This is a genomic window from Rosistilla ulvae (genome assembly GCF_007741475.1).
Lineage (GTDB): Bacteria > Planctomycetota > Planctomycetia > Pirellulales > Pirellulaceae > Rosistilla > Rosistilla ulvae.
This window is the reverse complement of record NZ_CP036261.1, coordinates 3,170,149-3,187,946: the sequence shown is the minus strand read 5'-3', so window position 1 is coordinate 3,187,946 and position 17,798 is coordinate 3,170,149. Positions and strand designations below refer to the sequence as shown.

General features: G+C 59.0%; 16 protein-coding genes and 1 other RNA gene. 7 read left to right on the top strand and 10 right to left on the bottom strand.

Annotation, left to right across the window (positions count from 1 at the left end; genetic code table 11):
* Positions 1-22 precede the first annotated feature (22 nt).
* The 3 genes from metK to EC9_RS11305 all read left to right on the top strand — a co-directional run bounded on the left by metK (position 23) and on the right by EC9_RS11305 (position 2,781).
* Entirely contained in the window at positions 23-1,207 is a 1,185-nt protein-coding gene (gene metK / locus EC9_RS11315; protein ID WP_261342934.1) for a methionine adenosyltransferase, read from the top strand.
* Positions 1,197-2,006: a hypothetical protein gene (locus EC9_RS11310; protein WP_145345206.1), complete on the top strand. Its 810-nt coding sequence runs from the start codon at positions 1,197-1,199 to the stop codon at positions 2,004-2,006. Before metK ends, EC9_RS11310 begins: the two co-directional genes overlap by 11 nt.
* Positions 2,007-2,226: 220 nt before the next feature.
* Entirely contained in the window at positions 2,227-2,781 is a 555-nt protein-coding gene (locus EC9_RS11305) for a hypothetical protein (protein WP_145345203.1), read from the top strand.
* A 26-nt stretch (positions 2,782-2,807) separates the two neighbouring features.
* Here EC9_RS11305 and EC9_RS11300 read toward each other — a convergent pair whose 3' ends face one another.
* Positions 2,808-3,617 carry an SDR family NAD(P)-dependent oxidoreductase gene (locus EC9_RS11300; RefSeq protein ID WP_246106080.1) on the bottom strand — a complete coding sequence of 270 codons (810 nt, stop codon included), beginning with the start codon at positions 3,615-3,617 and terminating at the stop codon, positions 2,808-2,810.
* A 278-nt stretch (positions 3,618-3,895) separates the two neighbouring features.
* Here EC9_RS11300 and EC9_RS11295 point away from each other — a divergent pair, with 278 nt between their 5' ends.
* On the top strand, positions 3,896-4,453 hold the full coding sequence (locus tag EC9_RS11295; RefSeq protein ID WP_145345200.1) for a GNAT family N-acetyltransferase: 558 nt from the start codon (positions 3,896-3,898) through the stop codon (positions 4,451-4,453).
* A 103-nt stretch (positions 4,454-4,556) separates the two neighbouring features.
* Here the strand turns inward: EC9_RS11295 and EC9_RS11290 are convergent, their stop codons facing one another.
* Both EC9_RS11290 and EC9_RS11285 read right to left on the bottom strand, forming a co-directional pair.
* Positions 4,557-5,738, bottom strand: a complete 1,182-nt coding sequence (locus EC9_RS11290) for a ribonuclease D (RefSeq protein WP_145345198.1) — start codon at positions 5,736-5,738, stop codon at positions 4,557-4,559.
* Between the two features lie 412 nt (positions 5,739-6,150).
* On the bottom strand, positions 6,151-7,038 hold the full coding sequence (locus EC9_RS11285) for an alpha/beta fold hydrolase (RefSeq protein WP_145345195.1): 888 nt from the start codon (positions 7,036-7,038) through the stop codon (positions 6,151-6,153).
* Positions 7,039-7,443: 405 nt separating this feature from the next.
* Between EC9_RS11285 and EC9_RS11280 the strand changes: the two genes are divergently transcribed.
* The 3 genes from EC9_RS11280 to EC9_RS11270 all read left to right on the top strand — a co-directional run bounded on the left by EC9_RS11280 (position 7,444) and on the right by EC9_RS11270 (position 10,056).
* Positions 7,444-8,094, top strand: a complete 651-nt coding sequence (locus EC9_RS11280; RefSeq protein ID WP_145345192.1) for an RraA family protein — start codon at positions 7,444-7,446, stop codon at positions 8,092-8,094.
* Positions 8,095-8,265: 171 nt separating this feature from the next.
* On the top strand, positions 8,266-9,528 hold the full coding sequence (locus tag EC9_RS11275) for a serine hydroxymethyltransferase (RefSeq protein WP_145345189.1): 1,263 nt from the start codon (positions 8,266-8,268) through the stop codon (positions 9,526-9,528).
* A gap of 81 nt (positions 9,529-9,609) precedes the next feature.
* Positions 9,610-10,056, top strand: a complete 447-nt coding sequence (locus EC9_RS11270; protein ID WP_145345186.1) for a response regulator — start codon at positions 9,610-9,612, stop codon at positions 10,054-10,056.
* Positions 10,057-10,082: 26 nt separating this feature from the next.
* Here the strand turns inward: EC9_RS11270 and EC9_RS11265 are convergent, their stop codons facing one another.
* The 7 genes from EC9_RS11265 to EC9_RS11235 form a co-directional block, all read right to left on the bottom strand.
* The gene (locus tag EC9_RS11265; protein WP_145345183.1) at positions 10,083-10,754 is read right to left on the bottom strand and encodes a hypothetical protein; all 672 of its coding nucleotides are present in this window, start codon (positions 10,752-10,754) and stop codon (positions 10,083-10,085) included.
* Between the two features lie 64 nt (positions 10,755-10,818).
* Positions 10,819-12,315, bottom strand: coding sequence for an RNA polymerase factor sigma-54 (gene rpoN, locus EC9_RS11260; RefSeq protein WP_145345180.1), 1,497 nt, complete (start codon positions 12,313-12,315; stop codon positions 10,819-10,821).
* A 168-nt stretch (positions 12,316-12,483) separates the two neighbouring features.
* The gene (recR, locus tag EC9_RS11255) at positions 12,484-13,083 is read right to left on the bottom strand and encodes a recombination mediator RecR (RefSeq protein ID WP_145345177.1); all 600 of its coding nucleotides are present in this window, start codon (positions 13,081-13,083) and stop codon (positions 12,484-12,486) included.
* 1 nt (position 13,084) lies between these two features.
* Positions 13,085-13,450 (bottom strand): YbaB/EbfC family nucleoid-associated protein, encoded by a 366-nt coding sequence (locus EC9_RS11250; protein ID WP_145345174.1) that lies wholly within the window; start codon positions 13,448-13,450, stop codon positions 13,085-13,087.
* 194 nt (positions 13,451-13,644) lie between these two features.
* The gene (gene dnaX, locus EC9_RS11245) at positions 13,645-15,648 is read right to left on the bottom strand and encodes a DNA polymerase III subunit gamma/tau (protein ID WP_145345171.1); all 2,004 of its coding nucleotides are present in this window, start codon (positions 15,646-15,648) and stop codon (positions 13,645-13,647) included.
* A gap of 75 nt (positions 15,649-15,723) precedes the next feature.
* Positions 15,724-15,818: signal recognition particle sRNA small type (ffs, locus tag EC9_RS11240), an RNA gene on the bottom strand.
* 79 nt (positions 15,819-15,897) lie between these two features.
* Positions 15,898-17,550, bottom strand: coding sequence for a hypothetical protein (locus EC9_RS11235; protein ID WP_145345168.1), 1,653 nt, complete (start codon positions 17,548-17,550; stop codon positions 15,898-15,900).
* Between the last annotated feature and the right edge of the window lie 248 nt (positions 17,551-17,798).

Below are 17,798 nucleotides of genomic sequence, written 5' to 3'. Positions count from 1 at the left end.
TCCCCTTCATGGAGTCTCGTTCGTGTCTAGTGGCAAATACTTATTTACCAGTGAATCGGTCAGCATGGGACATCCCGATAAACTGGCGGACCAGATCTCCGATGGAATCCTCGACGCTCTGCTGGAACAAGATCCCAACAGCCGGGTCGCTTGCGAAACGATGGTCACCACCGGAATGGCATGCATCGCGGGTGAGATCTCGTCCCAAGCGAACGTCAAATTTTCGGACGTCGTTCGCCAGGTGATCAACGAAGTCGGTTACACCGACGACAAGATGGGAATCAACGGCAGCACCTGCGCCGTATTGGTTTCTCTGGACGCACAAAGCCCCGATATCGCTCAAGGTGTCGATGAAAACTCCGACAGCGGCAAAGAAATCGGCGCTGGCGACCAAGGCTTGATGTTCGGATACGCTTGCAAAGACACTCCCGAATTGATGCCGTTGCCGATCGCGTTGTCGCACCGGATCATCAACCGGATCACCGAAGCCCGCCAGACTGGCGAGATCGGATGGATTCGTCCCGACAACAAGGCACAAGTCACCGTCGAATACGAAGGCAACACGCCAGTTCGTATCGATACGGTTGTCGTTTCGACCCAACACTGCCCCGATGTCGATCACGCGACGATCGTCAAAGAGGTCACCGAAAAGGTCATCGCCCCATGCTTGCCAGCTGAACTGGACAAGGGTGACATCAAGTACCACATCAACCCAACGGGCAAGTTTGTCGTCGGCGGACCTCACGGCGACTGTGGCCTGACCGGTCGCAAGATCATCGTCGACACTTACGGCGGATGGGGCCGTCACGGCGGTGGCGCGTTTAGTGGTAAAGACGCGACCAAGGTCGATCGCAGCGCCGCATACATGGCTCGCCACATCGCCAAGACGATCGTTGCCTCGGGCGTTGCCGAACGCTGCGAAGTCCAACTGGCGTACGCGATTGGCGTGACTGAACCTGTCAGCGTCCACGTCGATACGCAAGGAACCGGTACGCTGTCGGACGATCAGATCTGCGCAGCGATCCGCGATTTCTTCCCACTGACCCCCGGTGGCATTATCAATTACTTGGACCTGCGTCGGCCGATCTATCGCCCAACCGCAGCCGGTGGCCACTTCGGTCGCAGCGGCGACGGTTTCACTTGGGAAAAGACCGACCGCGCCGAAGAGTTCGCGACCGCTTGCAAGAATGCAACCGTTGCCGTCTAAGTCGCCCGACCGACGGCAGTTCGCCGCCGCGTTGTTTGAATCCCGCTGGCCGATCTGGCTAGCGGCGTGGAACAGCGTGGCGGTCATCTTGTTTCTGCGCGGTCTTGCACGCCAGACTGCCGACGTCCCCAGTTGGCAGATCGTGCTGATCGCGATGCTGTTGATCGCACTGACCAACATCCCCCGATGGTGGTTGGTCCACAATCCGTGGCCTGCGTCGGAGGTGCAATCTGCGCCGCCCCGCTGGTTGCCGTTTGCCTTCACTCCCGCTGCGGTGATCTTGACACTTTGGCTGACGACGCTGCAGCCAAGCGTGATCGCAGCGGTCTCCATCTGGCTGTTGTTGATCTCCAGCGAAGTCGCTTGCTTGGCGTTGAATTGGCCGTTCCAATCGACCCTGCCCGACCTCGTTGCGATGGTTAGAGAACGGACGGCGATGACCAAGGCGGAACCAAACGCCGGCACCGACATCGTCGATGAAGAGACACCGCCGCTGGCCGACGACGTCGACCAACGGATCCAACGCAGCAACCGCGATGGTGTCGACGAAGTGCATGGTTTGTTACGAGTGCGTTATCAACCGGGACAGCGCGTCGGCAACCTGTTCGCCGGTTTTGTTCCGCCGTTGCTGCCAAGTCCCACAGCCGATGCCGAAGCGGTCTGGGGAAGCGAAGCAACAGTCTCGATCGTCGACATCCATGCCCAGGGGGTCGAGTTGGAAGTTCGCCGCGATTCGGTCGACGATGGCGAGACGTCGACGGTGGTTGAGTTTTACGCCCGCGCGGCCGACCAACAATAATCTGCGGTGGGTCTCGATCGTTGCAATCGGCACGATCGTTTGTCTCGCAGCAACCGCCACGCCCCAATCCGCGGTTCCCAACCGCTTCGGACCTCTCTTTGGCGTATGTTTCAAACGCCGAGAACCAGCGATTTCTTAGCACTGGCTCGATACAACGGCGGCACCGCCGGCCCGTTTCGAGCTCGGAAAGTCCCCGGGAACATCCAACAGGTAAGCCGCGATGCCGTTGTTTGAGAGTGTGAACGATTTGACCGACGCCGCGTCGACGCTGCGCCGTCGTTACCACGGCGTGATCGAAGTGCGCGATGGCCAATTGAAATCGATCCGCTTCCGCCCTTGGCCGACAGTGATCACACGACTGCGCGTCTGGCAAGACATCCGCCGCCGCGCCGCCGGCGGTAAGAACCAAGACGTTTGCCATCTGTATTACGACCAATTGTGGCGCCAGCCCAATTTTCTGGTTCTCAAGTACGTCGTCTCCTCCCCCGGAACCAGCTTTGCCACCGCGCGATGCGCTGCAACGACGCTCGATGCGATTGCCGAGATCAAAAAAAGCGACGCGATCGTCTGCGAAGCGAGCAACGCTCGGATCTCCGAACGGTTGTTGGATCGCTGGGGCTGGGATCGGCATCTGATGAGCAGTTCCCGACGCCACTACATCAAGCGTCTTTATCCCAACAGCCCACCGCTGCGATCGCAGCAGCGCGAGTTAAAGATCTTTCCGTCGGCCAGCGAACACCCAACACCAGTCGTCCCCGCCACCGCAGCGCGATAGGGGACCTCGCGATCGCCCGACAACGGCTACGACAGCTTGCCGCGCAATTGTGTCGGCATATCGGGTTGCTGCCATGCGCTCATCCCTCCGTCGACCAACAACATCTGGCCGTGAACATGTTCCGCCTCGTCGCTCAATAAGAAAACGGCGGCTCCACCACAGGCCGATGCTTCGGGAACGCGACCGTTGGGCGTGTGCAAACGCATCCAAGCATCGAGGTCTTGGTCGGTCTCCAGGACGCCGGTCAACGGAGTCTTGACCAAGCCCGGCGCCATGCCGTTAACGCGGATTCCATGCGGGGCGAGCGCCACGCACAGCGATTTCACCATCGCCAAAACCGCTCCCTTGCTGCTGTCGTAAGCGACGTGATCGGGTTCGGCCAATTGACCGTTGATCGATCCGGTGAACAGGACGCGGCCGCGTGCCTGGCGATCGACCCAGCGGCGTGCGAAGGCCTGGGTCAAAAAGAAACCTGCCGCCACGTTCAACTGCATCGTCCGCTGATACCGCTCGAAATCCATCTCCAAAAACGGCACGTCGATGTAGGTGCCGGCATTGTTGACCAACATGTTGATCTCGGGATGAGCGGCCGTCGCAGAATCGAACAATCGGCCAATACAGTCTTCGGTCGGTCCGGCGAGATCGCCCAACAACAGATCGGCATTTGCCCCTTGGGCGCGGCAGGCGGCGAGCGTTTGCTGTGCGGCGTCGTCATCGCGAAGTCCATGCAGCACGACGTTGCCACCGGAACCGGCGATCGCGATCGCGATAGCCGCCCCGACACCTTGCGTGCCACCCGTGATCAGAGCTGTCGAACCGGTCAGATCAAATGGCAAGGTTGCGGTTCCTATGATAGGAGGGAGATATTGGAGGGAACAGGTCGCCGAGGCGCTGTCGTGCAAGTTTCGCCCAAGCATCCTTGGGATGCAACCACAGAGGCCGCTCGAGCGACAGCCCGACCACCCCAGCAACCGCTTCATATTGCCCAGCAGGCCCCGCTTTTCGGAACGAAATTCCCCCGTCGCCCAAGATCGTTGGGCGAGCGTGAAAAATGGGGTAAAATTGTCGGCACGGACTTGGTATCGAAGCAGCGACATTCGGGAGCGCCACGCCGATGGGCATCACCTACTTCAAACGTTATCGAATGGAATTGGACCTGGAGAATTTTGTTCCTTCCAGCTACCGATTGCCCGAAGGCTATGAAGTCCTGCCGTGGTCGGAGGATCTGTTGAAACAGCACGGGCTGGCGAAATTCCACAGCTTCCAATGGGAACTCGATGCAAACGTTTTCCCCTGCCTGGGGCAGCGCGATGGCTGCCAACGGTTGATGCAAGAGATCGCCGGTCGATCGAACTTTGTCCCCGAAGCGACGTGGCTGTTGAGATTCCGCGATTCCGATTCGCGGAAACCGCAGCCCGTTGGGACGGTTCAAGGAATTCAGGCCGAAGGCTGGGGAGCGCTGCAGAATCTGGGGATCGCGAAACCACATCGCGGCCAAGGACTGGGGAGCATCCTGTTGAATCTGGCCACCAAAGGCTTCCAACAGATCGGGCTAACCCGGATGCATCTGGAAGTGACGACCGACAACACCGCGGCGCTGCGATTGTACGAACGACTCGGTTATCGCCGCGCACAAACGGTTTTTAAAGCCGCCGACGTCGCGATGGCGTGACGTGTCGTCGCCGAGCGTTCCCCCGTGGAATGTCGCATGGCATTTCCGATGTCGTGAACATCGAAGCACAGAGAGAGCTGTCAGGTGCAGACCTTGCGCGGCGCTAAGGTTGGGCGTCGATAAATTCCAACGGCTGTTCGGCTTGTCGATTCGCCACGCGGATCGCCAGCTTGCCATCCAACACGTCGCGGAACGCTTTCCCCACGACATCGCCTCGCCAACCACGCAACAGCGCCGGTTTCGGGGCATTCATGTTGCCACTCATTTCGTAGGTCAACAATTCGCGAACATCGTCGGCGTTGCCAACGATCGCTGGCGCCATCTTGTGAGTTCGCGAGACACAAGCGATCGCGGTCGACAGAAACTGGCTGAGCATTGGGACTTTGGCGCGTCGTTCACCGCGCGGTTTAACCGGCAACTCGCTGTCGTCCAAATCCAACGCGAGCCCGATCGCGTGGGCGATCGCTTCGTGATGGGCTTGCAGATTCCGCCGTTCCATCCCGCGGATACTGTTGATTCGTTTCGGATCGGGGCTGCCCCGGCGGGCTAGTTCCACCAGCAGATCGTCGCGCAACACCCGCCGTGCCGGTTGATCAATCTTTTGCGCCCTGGCTTCCCGCCAACGCCACAGTTCGCGGATGATCGCCATCTGCCGCGGTGGCAAACTGCTGCTGCCCGAGACACGATGCCAATTCTCGTTTACTTCGTTGTCGGCGACCGTCTGCTGAAGCGTCGCGATCTCTTCTTCAAGCCAAGTTCGACGCTGCAGGTCGTCGACCATCTTACCGATCGTTTCATGAAGCGTGGCCAGATCGATCACGTCTTGCAGGGCGTATTCGATCTGCCCGTCGGAAAGTGGGCGGCGACGCCAATCGGTGCGTGTCTCCCCTTTGCCAAGCGTCTTTCCGCAGATCGTTTTGACCAGATTGCCCAACGACGCCGGATATTCGATTCCCACGAAACCGGCTGCCATTTGGACGTCAAAACATCCCGCGATCGGTTTGCCAGCGAAACGCCAACAAAACCGCATCTCTTCGCGACCGGCGTGCACGATAACCGTCCGGCCCGGCGTGGAGATCAGGTCCCAAAACGGCTGAGTCGTCCCAATCGCGATCGGATCGATGATCGCCAACATGTCGCCCGCAGCGACTTGCAGCAAACAGAGCTCGGGGCGGTAGCGATCCTCCGAGACAAATTCGGTATCAAAAGCAATTAACGGTTGCTGGGCGAGCCGCTCGCAAAAGCGATCGAGATCGTCGCGGCTGGTTATGGTTTCGTGATTCAACGAGCTTCTGGTGGGAAAGAGTGTTCGATGATTCGCATCGCAGATGCAAGCGACCCCGGGGATCGAGATCTTCAGAACATCCGCTGCCGCAGAGGAGTTATTGTGGGTCTAACGTAGCGCTCTTTCACCATCGGCAAAACGTGAACCTGTCATTCCCAGAGCGAGAGATTATACCCCAACCGGCAGCGCATTGAAACGCGGCATTTACAGCCACCAGGGCTATTCCGTGTTTCGACGCGAGGCACCACCCCGGCACGCGCTAGCGGCTTGTCGGTTTAGTCACAACGAGCTTCCTCGCATTAGCCGTTTGGGCGTTAGCCCCGGTTTAGTGGCAGCGGAACCGGGGCTAACGCCCAACCGGCTGATTAAACCGACAAGCTGCTAGCGCCAGGTTCGCCAACCCGCCGGCCGATTAGCTGACCGGAACTTCGCGATTCAAGAATTGATCGATCGCACCGAGCACCTGTTCGGGAGCGTCCTCCATCACATAATGCCCCGCGTCGTCGATCGGGACGGTCTGGGCGTGAGGCATCGACTTTTGCAGTCGGTCCATACATTCGGGGCGGAAGCACCAATCCTTCATCCCCCAGACGAACATCGCTGGCAGATGCGACAGTCCCGGCAACGCCGCTTCGAGATTCTCCAAAGAACGCCAGGTGCGATGCGAAGGCGACATCGGAATGTCGCGAACAAATCCATCGATCGCCACGCGGTCGGCCCAATTCTTGTAGGGGGCCAACAAACCGGCCCGCGCCGCTGGGCTAAGCGATTGCCGCGACATCGCCATCGTCACCGCGGGCCCCGCAAAAGCATTGAGCCCACGGATTGCAAACGACCCCAGGACGGGACATCGCAACACGCCGATCCGCCAGGGAACGTAGGGAGGAGGAAAGGCGGCGGTGTTCAGCAGGATAATCCGCTCGAAACGATCCACATGTTTGGTGAGAGCCAGCAGACCGATCGCGCCCCCCCAATCGTGAGCCAGCAGCGTGATCCGCCGCAAATCCTCGGCCTCGATCAAACGGCCCAGATTCGCCGCGTGGGTTTCCAAGCAATAGTCGTAATCTTGCGGCTTGTCGCTGAGCCCACATCCGATGTGATCGACGGCGACAACCCGATGGGTATCGCGAAAACGTTGGACCGCGTTTCGCCAATAAAAGCTCCACGTCGGATTGCCGTGCACGGCCAGGATCGTCTGATCGCCAGCCCCTTCGCTGATAAAGTGGTAACGATGCCCATCGGCCTCGTGCCATCGCGAAGTAAAAGGATATTCGTTTTGCCAGTTTTGATCGCCGTTCATCGCGGCCAGTATAGGCGATCGATCTCAAATCCGTCAGCCACAGTAAAGGCGATCGCCAGCGGCGAATTCAATTTTAGGGGGGACGCAAATTCGAAGCGTCCAACTCCAATGTTGCTCACCGCCCCCTCGAAAGATAATAACGCAATTCGGCCCGACACCGCCAAGGATCATCGCTGCCGCCAACACCGGTGTTACCCAGGCCAACTTTCGTGAGTGCTCTGTCATTCCTGATGGATGAGGCTATGCTGTGATTTCACGAACACACACGTCGCGCCGCGGTGAATGCACCGCGCCAAAGAGGTGTGTCCCGCCCCACCGGCACAGGGCGAGCGCGTTGTCAACGATGCTTGCCTCGGCAAATCTGCCGCTCACAACCCCCCCTCCACACTGAATCGGAATCGATCCATGGAACGCACCTTTGCGCAATTGCGCGAGACCTTGTATAGCGCTGTCGTCGCCGATGCTTGCGACCAATTTGGTTTGCGGAATCAGAGCATCCAACACGAACTGCCACCGCAAACGACAACGGAAGTATTGATTGGCCGCTGCCGCACCAGCGCTTGGGAAGATCTATTCGACGTCGATCCTTCGCCATACGAACTGGAACTGCAATTGGTCGACAGTTGCCAGAGCGACGATGTCGTGATCGCGGCTGCGGCCGGATCGATGCGTTCGGGAATCTGGGGTGAACTGCTGTCGACGGCAGCGTCCAACCGCGGCTGTGTCGGCGTGATCGTCGACGGCGCGGTTCGCGATGTGCCCAAGATGCGGGCGATGGGCTTCCCCGTCTTCGCCGCCGGGCGCAGTGTCTACGACAGTTGCCATCGGCAACGGGTCACCGCGTTTGATCAACCCGTGGTCGTTGGTGGTGTGACGATTTGTAGCGGCGACATCGTGGTCGCCGACGAGGATGGCGTCGTGATCGTTCCCCAAGCTCAAAGCGCCGAGATCCTGGCCGCGGCCTGGGAAAAAGTTCACGCCGAAAACGTCACCCGCGATGCGATCAAGCAGGGAATGGGAGCCGTCGACGCGTATGCGAAATTCGGGATTTTGTAAATCGCCAGCTCGCCCTCGCGGCGATCGCCGCGAGGGCCACAGCGATTCGCGTTGGAGACGTGGACGAGAACGGATCCTATTGTCTAGATGCGGATTGACGATCCGCAACGATCAGCCGACAATTAGCGGACCAACCTTCTCGACTTCTAACCACGCTCACACCCCAATCGCATGAATATCCTGGAAAAACAAGACCCTGAAATTTGGCAATCCATTGCGAACGAAGCCGAGCGTCAACGCGACGGTCTGGAGATGATCGCCAGCGAGAACTACACCAGCCCTGCTGTGATGCAAGCTGCCGGCAGCGTATTGACCAATAAATACGCCGAAGGATATCCCGGACGTCGCTATTATGGCGGGTGCGAATTTGTCGATGTGACCGAGCGATTGGCGATCCAACGGGCGACCGATCTGTTTGGTGCCGAAGCGGCCAACGTGCAACCGCACAGCGGATCGCAAGCCAATACCGCGGTTTATATGACCGTGCTGGAACCGGGTGACAAGGTGCTGGGCTTGGACCTGGCACAAGGTGGCCACCTGACACACGGCATGAAGCTGAACATCAGCGGCAAGCTGTACGATTTCCACAGCTACGGCGTCGATCGCGAACACCATCGCCTCGACTTCGATCAGATCGCGCGGTTGGCTCGCGAACTGAAACCGAAGATGATCGTCGCCGGTGCCAGCGCCTACCCTCGCGAAATCCCGCACGACAAGTTCGCTGAAATCGCCAACGAGGTTGGGGCCAAATTGATGGTCGACATGGCGCATTACGCCGGCCTGGTCGCGGCCAAGATTCACAACAATCCGGTCCCCGTCGCCGACTATGTCACCACGACCACGCACAAAACACTCCGCGGCCCACGCAGCGGTTTGATCTTGTGCAAACAGGACGACCTGAAAGCCATCAACCGCAGCGTCTTCCCGGGAATCCAAGGCGGCCCGTTGATGCACATCGTGGCGGCCAAAGCGGTCTGCTTCAAGGAAGCGGCCTCTGCCGATTTCCAAGCCTACGGCCAACAGGTCGTCGACAACGCCAAGGTCTTGGCCGAAACATTGATCGCTGGTGGCCTCACGCTGGTCAGCGGTGGTACCGACAATCACCTGTGCCTGGTCGACGTGACCGGATTCGGGATCGGTGGCAAGCTTGCCGAAGCGGCTTTGGAAAAATGTGGAATCACCGTCAACATGAACATGATTCCATTCGATACCCGCAAACCGATGGATCCATCGGGCATCCGGATCGGAACCCCCGCGCTGACAACGCGCGGCATGAAGGTGGAACAGATGCGAACGATCGGCAATTGGATCATCCAGGCGCTCAAGTCGCACGACGACGATTCGGTGCTTACCTCGATCCGCGGACAGGTGAGTGAATTGTGCCAAGGCTTCCCCGTGCCTGCCGATGCAGCCACAGCCTCCGTCACGGTATAATTGAGTTTTGCGGTTTTGTGCCGACCGATCGATCGGTCGGCACCCTCTGGTCAATCAGCCCCACCATAACGAGTCAACATCATGCCTGCGGATCGGATCCTGATCGCTGATGACAATGAAGCCAACCGGGAATTGCTGGATGCCTATCTAGCAAACGTCGAATGCGAGATCGAACACGCCGTCGACGGTGCCGATTGCATGGAGAAGGTCGCGTCGTTTGCTCCCGATCTGATCCTGTTAGATGTCATGATGCCTCGGTTGAGCGGATTTGAGGTCTGCAAGAAGATCAAACAAGATCCCGCCACCCAGCAGATCATCGTGCTGATGGTGACCGCGCTCAACGAACTGGGCGATATCGAACGGGCTGTCGAATCGGGAACCGACGACTTCCTAACCAAACCGGTCAACAAGTTTCAACTGCTCAAGCGTGTCGAAAACATGCTGAAGCTGAAGGGAACTCGCGATGAACTGGAACGCTTGCGGGCATACATCCGCGAGATGGAAGAACAAGCCGAACCGCAGGGCTGATCTTTCGTCGGCCCGATGAAGAGTATCTACCGCGTCCAACCTCGTTGGACCATGCGGCGGACGATCTCGGAATACATCGGCTCGCTGGCATGCGGTAGGGCCAATCGATAATTGGCTCGAGCCATCTTTAGATTCCCCTGCTGCTCGGCGCGGAGAGCGCGGTCCCAGTACCGCTCCGCCTTCTCATTGCGAACCTGCCCCTTCTTTTCAGCGATCGAATCGAGCGTTGCTTGCTGTCGCTGCACTCCCGCTTGGCGAATCCCTTCGTTGGGTGCGGTAAAACTGCTAACCGCTGGCGTCACACTGGTCACAAAAGGGCGGACGCTGCCACTGAACAACGAACCGGGATAACCGTCCAGCGTGGTCAGCGATGGCGAGACCGTGCTCATCGAGCGATTGCTTCCCTGCGACCACTGGAAACCGAGGTTTCCCGAGACATTCCCGCGGCGCCCCGCAAATCCGCCCGACAAACCAGCGTTGGGATCGGACCCGCCCAAAGCAGCGCCGCCGACACCGTTGGGGACGTTGACGAACCAACCGGGCCCGCGGAGCCCCCAGCCGATTCCAACGTGTTCGTGAAAGCTGTCGCCGATATTCTGCAACGGCGACACGGTGTGGAGCTGTTGTCCCCAAGCCGGCGGAGCGCCGATCAGCATCGCCGCAGCAATGCCAAGCAAAAACGATGGTCGAACGGTCATGGATCGGCCTCCTCCACTGTGGCTTACATGTCGCGAAGCGGCAGCGCCCACCGCGATCGTTCCGCTATTTGTTCTCCAACATCCAATCGCGGCGTTGCCGGCTGCTGGGGATCCCCATTTTCTTGCGGTATTTGGTGACCGTTCTGCGAGCGACCGTCATCCCGTGCTTCTTCAGTTCCTTGACGATATCTTCGTCGCTGAGCGGTTTGCTTTTGTCTTCGTTGTCGATCACTTCCTGCAACTTGATCCGAATCGTATCCCAAGCGACGTCGTCGCCATCTTCGGTCTGGGTGCCACCGACAAAGAACCGCTTCAGTGGCAGGATACCTCGCGCGGTTTGGATCCATTTGTCGTCGACGGCGCGACTGACCGTCGTCACATGCACCCCCACGCGATCGGCGATCTGCTGCATCTTCAGCGGCTCAATCGCTTCGGGGCCAAGATCGAGAAACGCTTTCTGGTGATCGACGATCGCTTGAGAAACCTTGGTCAACGTGCTGCGTCGCTGTTCGATCGAATCGATCAACCACTGCGCCCCGTTGATCTTCTGTTTGATATACTCGCGCTCTTCAGTCGTGGCCGATGGATCTTGCAATCGCTGGCGATAATATTCGCTGATGAACAAGGTCGGCACGCGGTCGTCGTCCAAGCGAACCTTGTACTGCCCCTCATCGTCCTGCTCGACGATCACATCGGGGGTGACTGTCGGAACATAGGTCTCCATAAACGCCGCTCCCGGTTTGGGATTGAGCGAATGCAGTTCGTCTTTGACCTTTTGAATCTTGTCCAACGAGTAACCGGTTTTGCGTTGGATCGCGGGCAAGCGGTTGCCTGCGATATCCTCCAGATGCCCGGTGATCAGCGTCTTCATTTCCTCGTAGTACGGATCTTTGTCGGACAATTGCAGCAGAAGGCACTCCGACAGATCGCGAGCCGCAATTCCAGTCGGCTCCAACGACTGAACGACCGCCAAGGCGCGCTTGGCCAATTCGAGGTCTTCGGGAGTGTGGTTCGACGGCAATAGATCGCTAAGCGGCGTCCGCAGGTATCCTCCGTCGCGGGCATCGAGCGTGCTGATAATGCGTTCGGCCATCAATTCGACATCGGTGTCGATATCGAGTTCGGCCAATTGGTGCAGCAGAAAATCGTTCAGCGATTCGGGATGGGCCTCGGCGTTCGCCATCAGATCGTGCCGCCGGTCACCCTCCTCCTGCATCTGGTTGGACGATTTGCGGAACGGCTCGTCGAACGTATTGGGAAGCTCGTTCTTCATGTTCAACAAGCGTTCGAAATCGTCCTGATTATCGTGGTCGTTATCGACCACAAGCTCCCGTTCGGATTCGGTTGGCGCATCGGGATTCTCGTAGGTCTCCTCGGGATCGTCCGGCAATTGCGGATCGTCGTCCTGGACCTCCAGCAACGGATTTTCGTTCATCTCCTGCTCGACACGCTCCTGCAACGCCAGCAACGGCAACTGCAAGATCTCCATCGATTGGATCATCCGTGGGGCCAGCTTTTGAACTTGTTGCTGACGCTGTTCAAAGCCCATTGAGATACGCATCGGAATAGTCTTATTTGAGGTAGACGGCCAACTCACGAACGTGGGCGGCGAGGTTTAACGTTTTACAATCAATTATCGGCTGCGGCAGATCCGTTTCGCGATGCCGCGACAGACAACCACCACCAGCATCCATTCTGGCATAAACCAGACGCCGCCGCGCGGTCAATGTCACAGCTTTTGACGGCCATTTAACGCATCGGCAAGGATCTCTTTGTTCGTAAATTCTAACACACTACCGGCGGTGATCCCGCGTGCTAGACGAGTTATTTCCACGGGATAATCTTGCAGAAGGTTCGAGATGTATAGGCTCGTCCCATCCCCTTCCACCGTCGGATTGGTCGCCATGATCACTTCGGTGAAGTTGCCCAAGCGGACCCGATCGACCAACGGATCGATCGTCAATTGATCGGGGCCGATCCCGTCCAAAGGAGCGATTCGCCCCAACAACACATGGTACAAACCGCGGAACATCCCCGACTGTTCCAGCGAGATCAGATCGCGAGGTTGTTCGACGATACACAACCGTGTTTGATCGCGACTGGGATCGGCACAGATAGGACAACGGGCCCCTTCGGAGAGGTTAAAACAGCTATCGCAGTAGCGGACGTTTTCTCGCACCGATCGGATCGAATCGGCCAACGCGAGGGCTTCGGATTTCGGGACTCGCAAAAGATGATAGGCGAGCCGTTCGGCGCTCTTGCGACCGATTCCGGGCAACCGCCCCAACTGGTCGATCATGTCGGCAACCGACTGAGTCAGCTCGGCCATCTCAGTTGGCTCCACCACCGCCGCCGGTAAACTTGGCCAACGCCGCTTCCATGCCGGGCAGACTGATCCCGCCGGTTAGGCCTTGCATCGATTCGGCTTGCAACGCCTTCGCTTTGGCACTGGCATCGTTGATCGCTCCCGGCAACAGGTCCTCGATCAGCTCGCGATCCCCCTGAGCCATCAACTCCTGCTCGATCCGAACCGCCGTGACTTCACCGGCGCCGTTCATCTCGACGGTGACCATCCCGCCACCGGCCGAGCCGCTGACTCGCTCCGATTGCAATTGACGATTGATCTCTTCCATCTTGGCCGGCAACTTTTGCGCCTGCTGCATCAGCGATGCGATGTCTGACAGTCCTTTGAACATGGAACCGTTTGCCCGTTGATATTGATTTTGATTGAATGCTTCGTGCTCGCTTCGCACTCCCGAGACCGATCGCCCAAAACGCTGTGCCCCCAAGGGACGCACGATCGTTAACGCAGCCCGAAACCGAGCGAGCCACCCATACAGCAAAAGCCAGACCACTACAGCTCAAAATTCCCCACCGAGGGAACTTCGTGCTAATCTTCTTCCTTCGCTGGAATCACCTTCACCACCTCGGCGTCGAACAACTCCATCATTTTCGCAATGATCGGCTCTTGTTCAACCTCGCGTTGGCGACGGGCCCGATCGGCACTGGTCAATGCCCGCCGGACCGGCTTCTGGCTTGGAGGAGCTTCGATCAAGAAGCAATCGTAGTGGACATGCCGCTTTGCAACCGCCGCCAACGCCGCTTCTAATTTACTCCGCCGCTCGGGCTTCTCGCAACTTACCTTGTCCAAACTGCGAGCACTTGGAAAGTAGACACGGATCGCACCATCCCCCGCAGGCTCCACACGTTGAGCGTTTTTCGCATAGTTTGCCGTCATATCGTCCAACGACGCGATCGCTCCCCTCCACATCGATCTTACGTACTCGGCATCCCACTGTCCGGAAGCGGCGGGTGCACCGTTGTTGCTGGGCGGCTCCTGCACAGCAACCGCTGCAGCCGCATTTTGCGAGGCCGCCGCAGGACGAGAGACTGGACCAGGGGGACTGGGCGAGGCAGCTGCGGGGGGCGACACGGCGGCACCGCCACTGGCTGGGCGCTCTGCGACCGCCGTCGGCGCGGCGACCGGACGCGGAGCCGCAGGAGCAGGGACGCTCGATGACGGAGCCGGAGCCGGAGCGTTCGGAGCAACAGCAGCGGGGGGAGCCGCGTTCGCCGCTGGGGGCGGGGCACTTCCCGCTGGCGACGCGGAACGAGCGACATTTGCAGGCGGAACGGAAGCCGCCGCAGGAGCGTTCGACGCTAGGTCAATGTTTTTTTTTTCGACCGCCGCCGGCTGAACTGGTGCGGCCCCACCGGCCGACACCTGCCGCAAACCCGCTACGACGTCGGAAATCGCCTGCAGATCGGCCAAACGACAGATCTGCACCAGCGCGGCTTCCAGCAAGACGCGGCTGTGGACACTTTGGCGCATTCTTGTAATCGCCTGGTCGATGATTCCCACGATCACCAAGATCGTATGAATCCCCAACCGGTTCCCCTGGGCCGCAAGATCGTCATACGAACCGGGAGCGGCGTGCCGCAACATATCGACACCACAGCCGACCGTGGCGGTCATCAGGTCGCGGAAATAGCCCAACAGTTGTTCCGCCAATTGCCCCGCGTCGATGCCACCCATCACCGCATCGTCGACCATTTTCAAGACCGCTGCGGGATCGCGATCGATCAAACCGACAGCCAGTGCCGAAAGCCGCGTGTCATCGGCGGTCCCCAGCATCGAATGCACTTGATCGACGGTGATTCGATCGGTGGCAAAACTGAGCACCTGCTCCAATAACGACTGGCTATCCCGCATCGAACCGGCGGCTCGGCGAGCCAACAAACGCAACGCGTCTTGATCGGCTTGGCAACCTTCGGACTGCACGATCTCTTCCAACCGCGCGAGAATCGCTTCGGTTTCGACCGGCGCAAAATCGAACCGCTGACAGCGGCTGAGGACCGTGATCGGGATCTTTTCCGGGTCGGTCGTGCAGAAGATGAACTTGACGTGCTCGGGGGGCTCTTCGAGCGTCTTCAGCAGGGCATTAAACGCCTGCTGGGTGAGCATGTGGACTTCATCGATGATGTAGATCTTGTAGCGAGCGCGACTGGGACGCATCCCCACACCCGCACGCAACTGGCGAATCTCATCGATACCACGATTGCTGGCACCATCGATTTCCAGCACATCGATATCCTCACCCGCATCGATCGCTTGGCAGATATCGGACGAATTGTCAGGCGTGGCGGTAGGCCCTTCGGGCGCATTGAGCGCTTTGGCGAAGATCCGCGCCGTGCTGGTCTTACCAACCCCACGAGCCCCGGTGAACAGATAGGCGTGTCCGACGCGACCGGTTTCGATCGCATTCATCAACGCCCGCGTGGCGTTCTCCTGGCCGACCAATTGGTCAAATTGCAACGGTCGATAACGGCGAGCAACGACGATGTACTTGTCATCATCGTGATTTTTTGCATCGCTTGCAGGAGAGTCCGACATCCGAGGGGCCGCGCAGTGCAGTGCTGTTTTGAGAAACGCTTGAGGCAAGAAGGCCGATGTCGCTTCGATTTGCTTCCGGATGGCAACCCCTGCACAAAGGTACCCCGCTTATGGCTGCTCCAGTTAAGGCCTGACCAAATTCGCGGTTCCCCATCGCAAGGGTCACCATCTGAAAGCAAATCGACGAACTCAACACCAGCCCTGGTTTTAGACCCTTACGTCGAGAAGGTCAAACAGGGTTGACAGCATTTATTCGCTATCGCGACGCCTACCCTTGCCACCACGGCCGCGTGGGGCAGATCGCTTTCCACGCGCGTTGATGTTCGGTTGAACCAGCAGGTCGACGGTCTCGATCCACGACGGAATGTCGCGTTGACGAGGCTTGATATCTTCCTCCGCTTCGTCCCGGCTCGCTTCGCCACGTCGGGACGATTGACGAACTTCGGCTTCAGCTTCGGGTTTCGCCAGATCTCGGCCGCCAGAACTTTCGTCCCGACCGGTCGATTCCTCGCGTCCTTCACCCGAACCACCTCGCCCACGGCGTCCGCGACGGCGGCGATTGCCGCGACGCAGCGCGATCACTTCGTCATCGTCCTCGTGATCGTCGTCGAATTCGCTCACCTTCGGCACAGCGACTTCCGCTTCCGGTTCGGGCGACACGTTCGAATCGGCGGTCTCGCTCGATTCGGATGCTCCACCGTTTCCACCGCGGCCACGGCGTCGACCACCACGACGGCCGCGTCGACGTCGACGTGTTCCGCCCTCTTCACCCTCTTCCGCTTCGGCATCGCTGCGTTCGGAAGCTTCAACATCGTCGCGTTGGGAGCTTTCGACGACAGCGACGTCATCGTCCGACGACTCGTCACCGACCAGATCGAGTTCATCGACGTCGTCGGGAAGATCGTTGAACGATGCAAAGTTCAAAAGATCATCGACTTCCGGCCGTTTTGGTTTTTCGAAAGATTCGCTGCGTCGACGAGAACCACCCGACTTGCGAGCTGGAGCTTCGCCAAACGATCGCTCCGCTTGTCGCCCTTCGGACTTCCGTTCTTCGGTGTTCCGCTTTTCGGATTGCGGCTCTTCTAGCGAAGCCTCGTCTTGCGGCAACGCGTCGCGACGTGCACCACGACGACCGCGTCCACCTCTCGTACGGCGTCCTTCACCACGGCCACGCGACTCTTCATCGCGACCAGGGGCCGATCCACTACGTTCACGGGTTTCTTCAACCTGCTCGCTAGCTTCTTCACTCCGTTCCCGGGGCTCCTCTTCACGGTCACGCGAACCCTCACGGCGACTGCGAGATCCTTGATCGCGACGACCGCGACCACGGCTGCGCGGCGAATCTTCGTCGGGCAGCTTGCCGAATCCGTCCAGCGGATCGACTTCTTCGACCGATTCAGCCGATTGAACTTCATTCGCTTCGGGTTCAGCTGGCGCTTCGAAACCGAGGCCCTGGCCAAATCCGCCGCTCGGTTCTTGGCGACGCGGGGGACGCGAACTTCGCTTCTCAGCCGCTGCGGGAACAGGAACCTCTTCGCGCGGTTGCGCGACAGGAGCCGCCGGTTCGCTTGCAGCTTCGATCCCGAAACTTTCGACAAGGCTGTCCCAATTGCCACCGGTGGAGGCGTGCGGGTCCGCACCGAACCCGGGCAACGGTTCCGATTTTGGTTCGGGAGAACCAAGAATCGCAGCGGCCTGGGCGTCGTCTTTTGCGGCATCACGCTCCCAGCGAATCTCGTCGCTTGGAGCTTGTGGTTTTACGTCTTCTGCTGCGCCTACCGGTTCGGTGGCTGCAGGCTTGTCATCAACAGCTGGCTGGGATTCTTCCTCTGGCGCCGGATCGTCTGGCAGGCCGGGAGTTCCCAAAAACTTAGCAATTGATTTCCAGTGGTCCGACATCATTGTATTGGTTGGCTCTTCGGGCAATCGAAGCGGGTTAGCCGTCTGGTCTCTTTCAATCCAAAGTACCGGCTAACGGCGTTGTCCGCTTTTATACAGGAAACCGTTTGCCAACGGAAGCCAACTCTGACCCCCAACCTCCCCTTTGGTGGTGACGCTTTGATTATCGCAAGGAAGTGACCTTGTATCGGGCCCTCACAAATTCTTAGACTCCCGCCGCAAAGAGTGGGGTACAGCGGCGTTTTCGCCCC

Bases quoted from the DNA above. Each gene is read 5' to 3' on its own strand.
- EC9_RS11305 (WP_145345203.1), top strand. From the start codon at position 2,227: ATGCCGTTGTTTGAGAGTGTGAACGATTTGACCGACGCCGCGTCGACG.
- EC9_RS11295 (WP_145345200.1), top strand. From the start codon at position 3,896: ATGGGCATCACCTACTTCAAACGTTATCGAATGGAATTGGACCTGGAG.
- EC9_RS11285 (WP_145345195.1), bottom strand. From the start codon at position 7,038: ATGAACGGCGATCAAAACTGGCAAAACGAATATCCTTTTACTTCGCGA.
- EC9_RS11280 (WP_145345192.1), top strand. From the start codon at position 7,444: ATGGAACGCACCTTTGCGCAATTGCGCGAGACCTTGTATAGCGCTGTC.
- EC9_RS11275 (WP_145345189.1), top strand. From the start codon at position 8,266: ATGAATATCCTGGAAAAACAAGACCCTGAAATTTGGCAATCCATTGCG.
- EC9_RS11270 (WP_145345186.1), top strand. From the start codon at position 9,610: ATGCCTGCGGATCGGATCCTGATCGCTGATGACAATGAAGCCAACCGG.
- EC9_RS11265 (WP_145345183.1), bottom strand. From the start codon at position 10,754: ATGACCGTTCGACCATCGTTTTTGCTTGGCATTGCTGCGGCGATGCTG.
- rpoN (WP_145345180.1), bottom strand. From the start codon at position 12,315: ATGCGTATCTCAATGGGCTTTGAACAGCGTCAGCAACAAGTTCAAAAG.
- recR (WP_145345177.1), bottom strand. From the start codon at position 13,083: ATGGCCGAGCTGACTCAGTCGGTTGCCGACATGATCGACCAGTTGGGG.
- EC9_RS11250 (WP_145345174.1), bottom strand. From the start codon at position 13,450: ATGTTCAAAGGACTGTCAGACATCGCATCGCTGATGCAGCAGGCGCAA.
- dnaX (WP_145345171.1), bottom strand. From the start codon at position 15,648: ATGTCGGACTCTCCTGCAAGCGATGCAAAAAATCACGATGATGACAAG.
- EC9_RS11235 (WP_145345168.1), bottom strand. From the start codon at position 17,550: ATGATGTCGGACCACTGGAAATCAATTGCTAAGTTTTTGGGAACTCCC.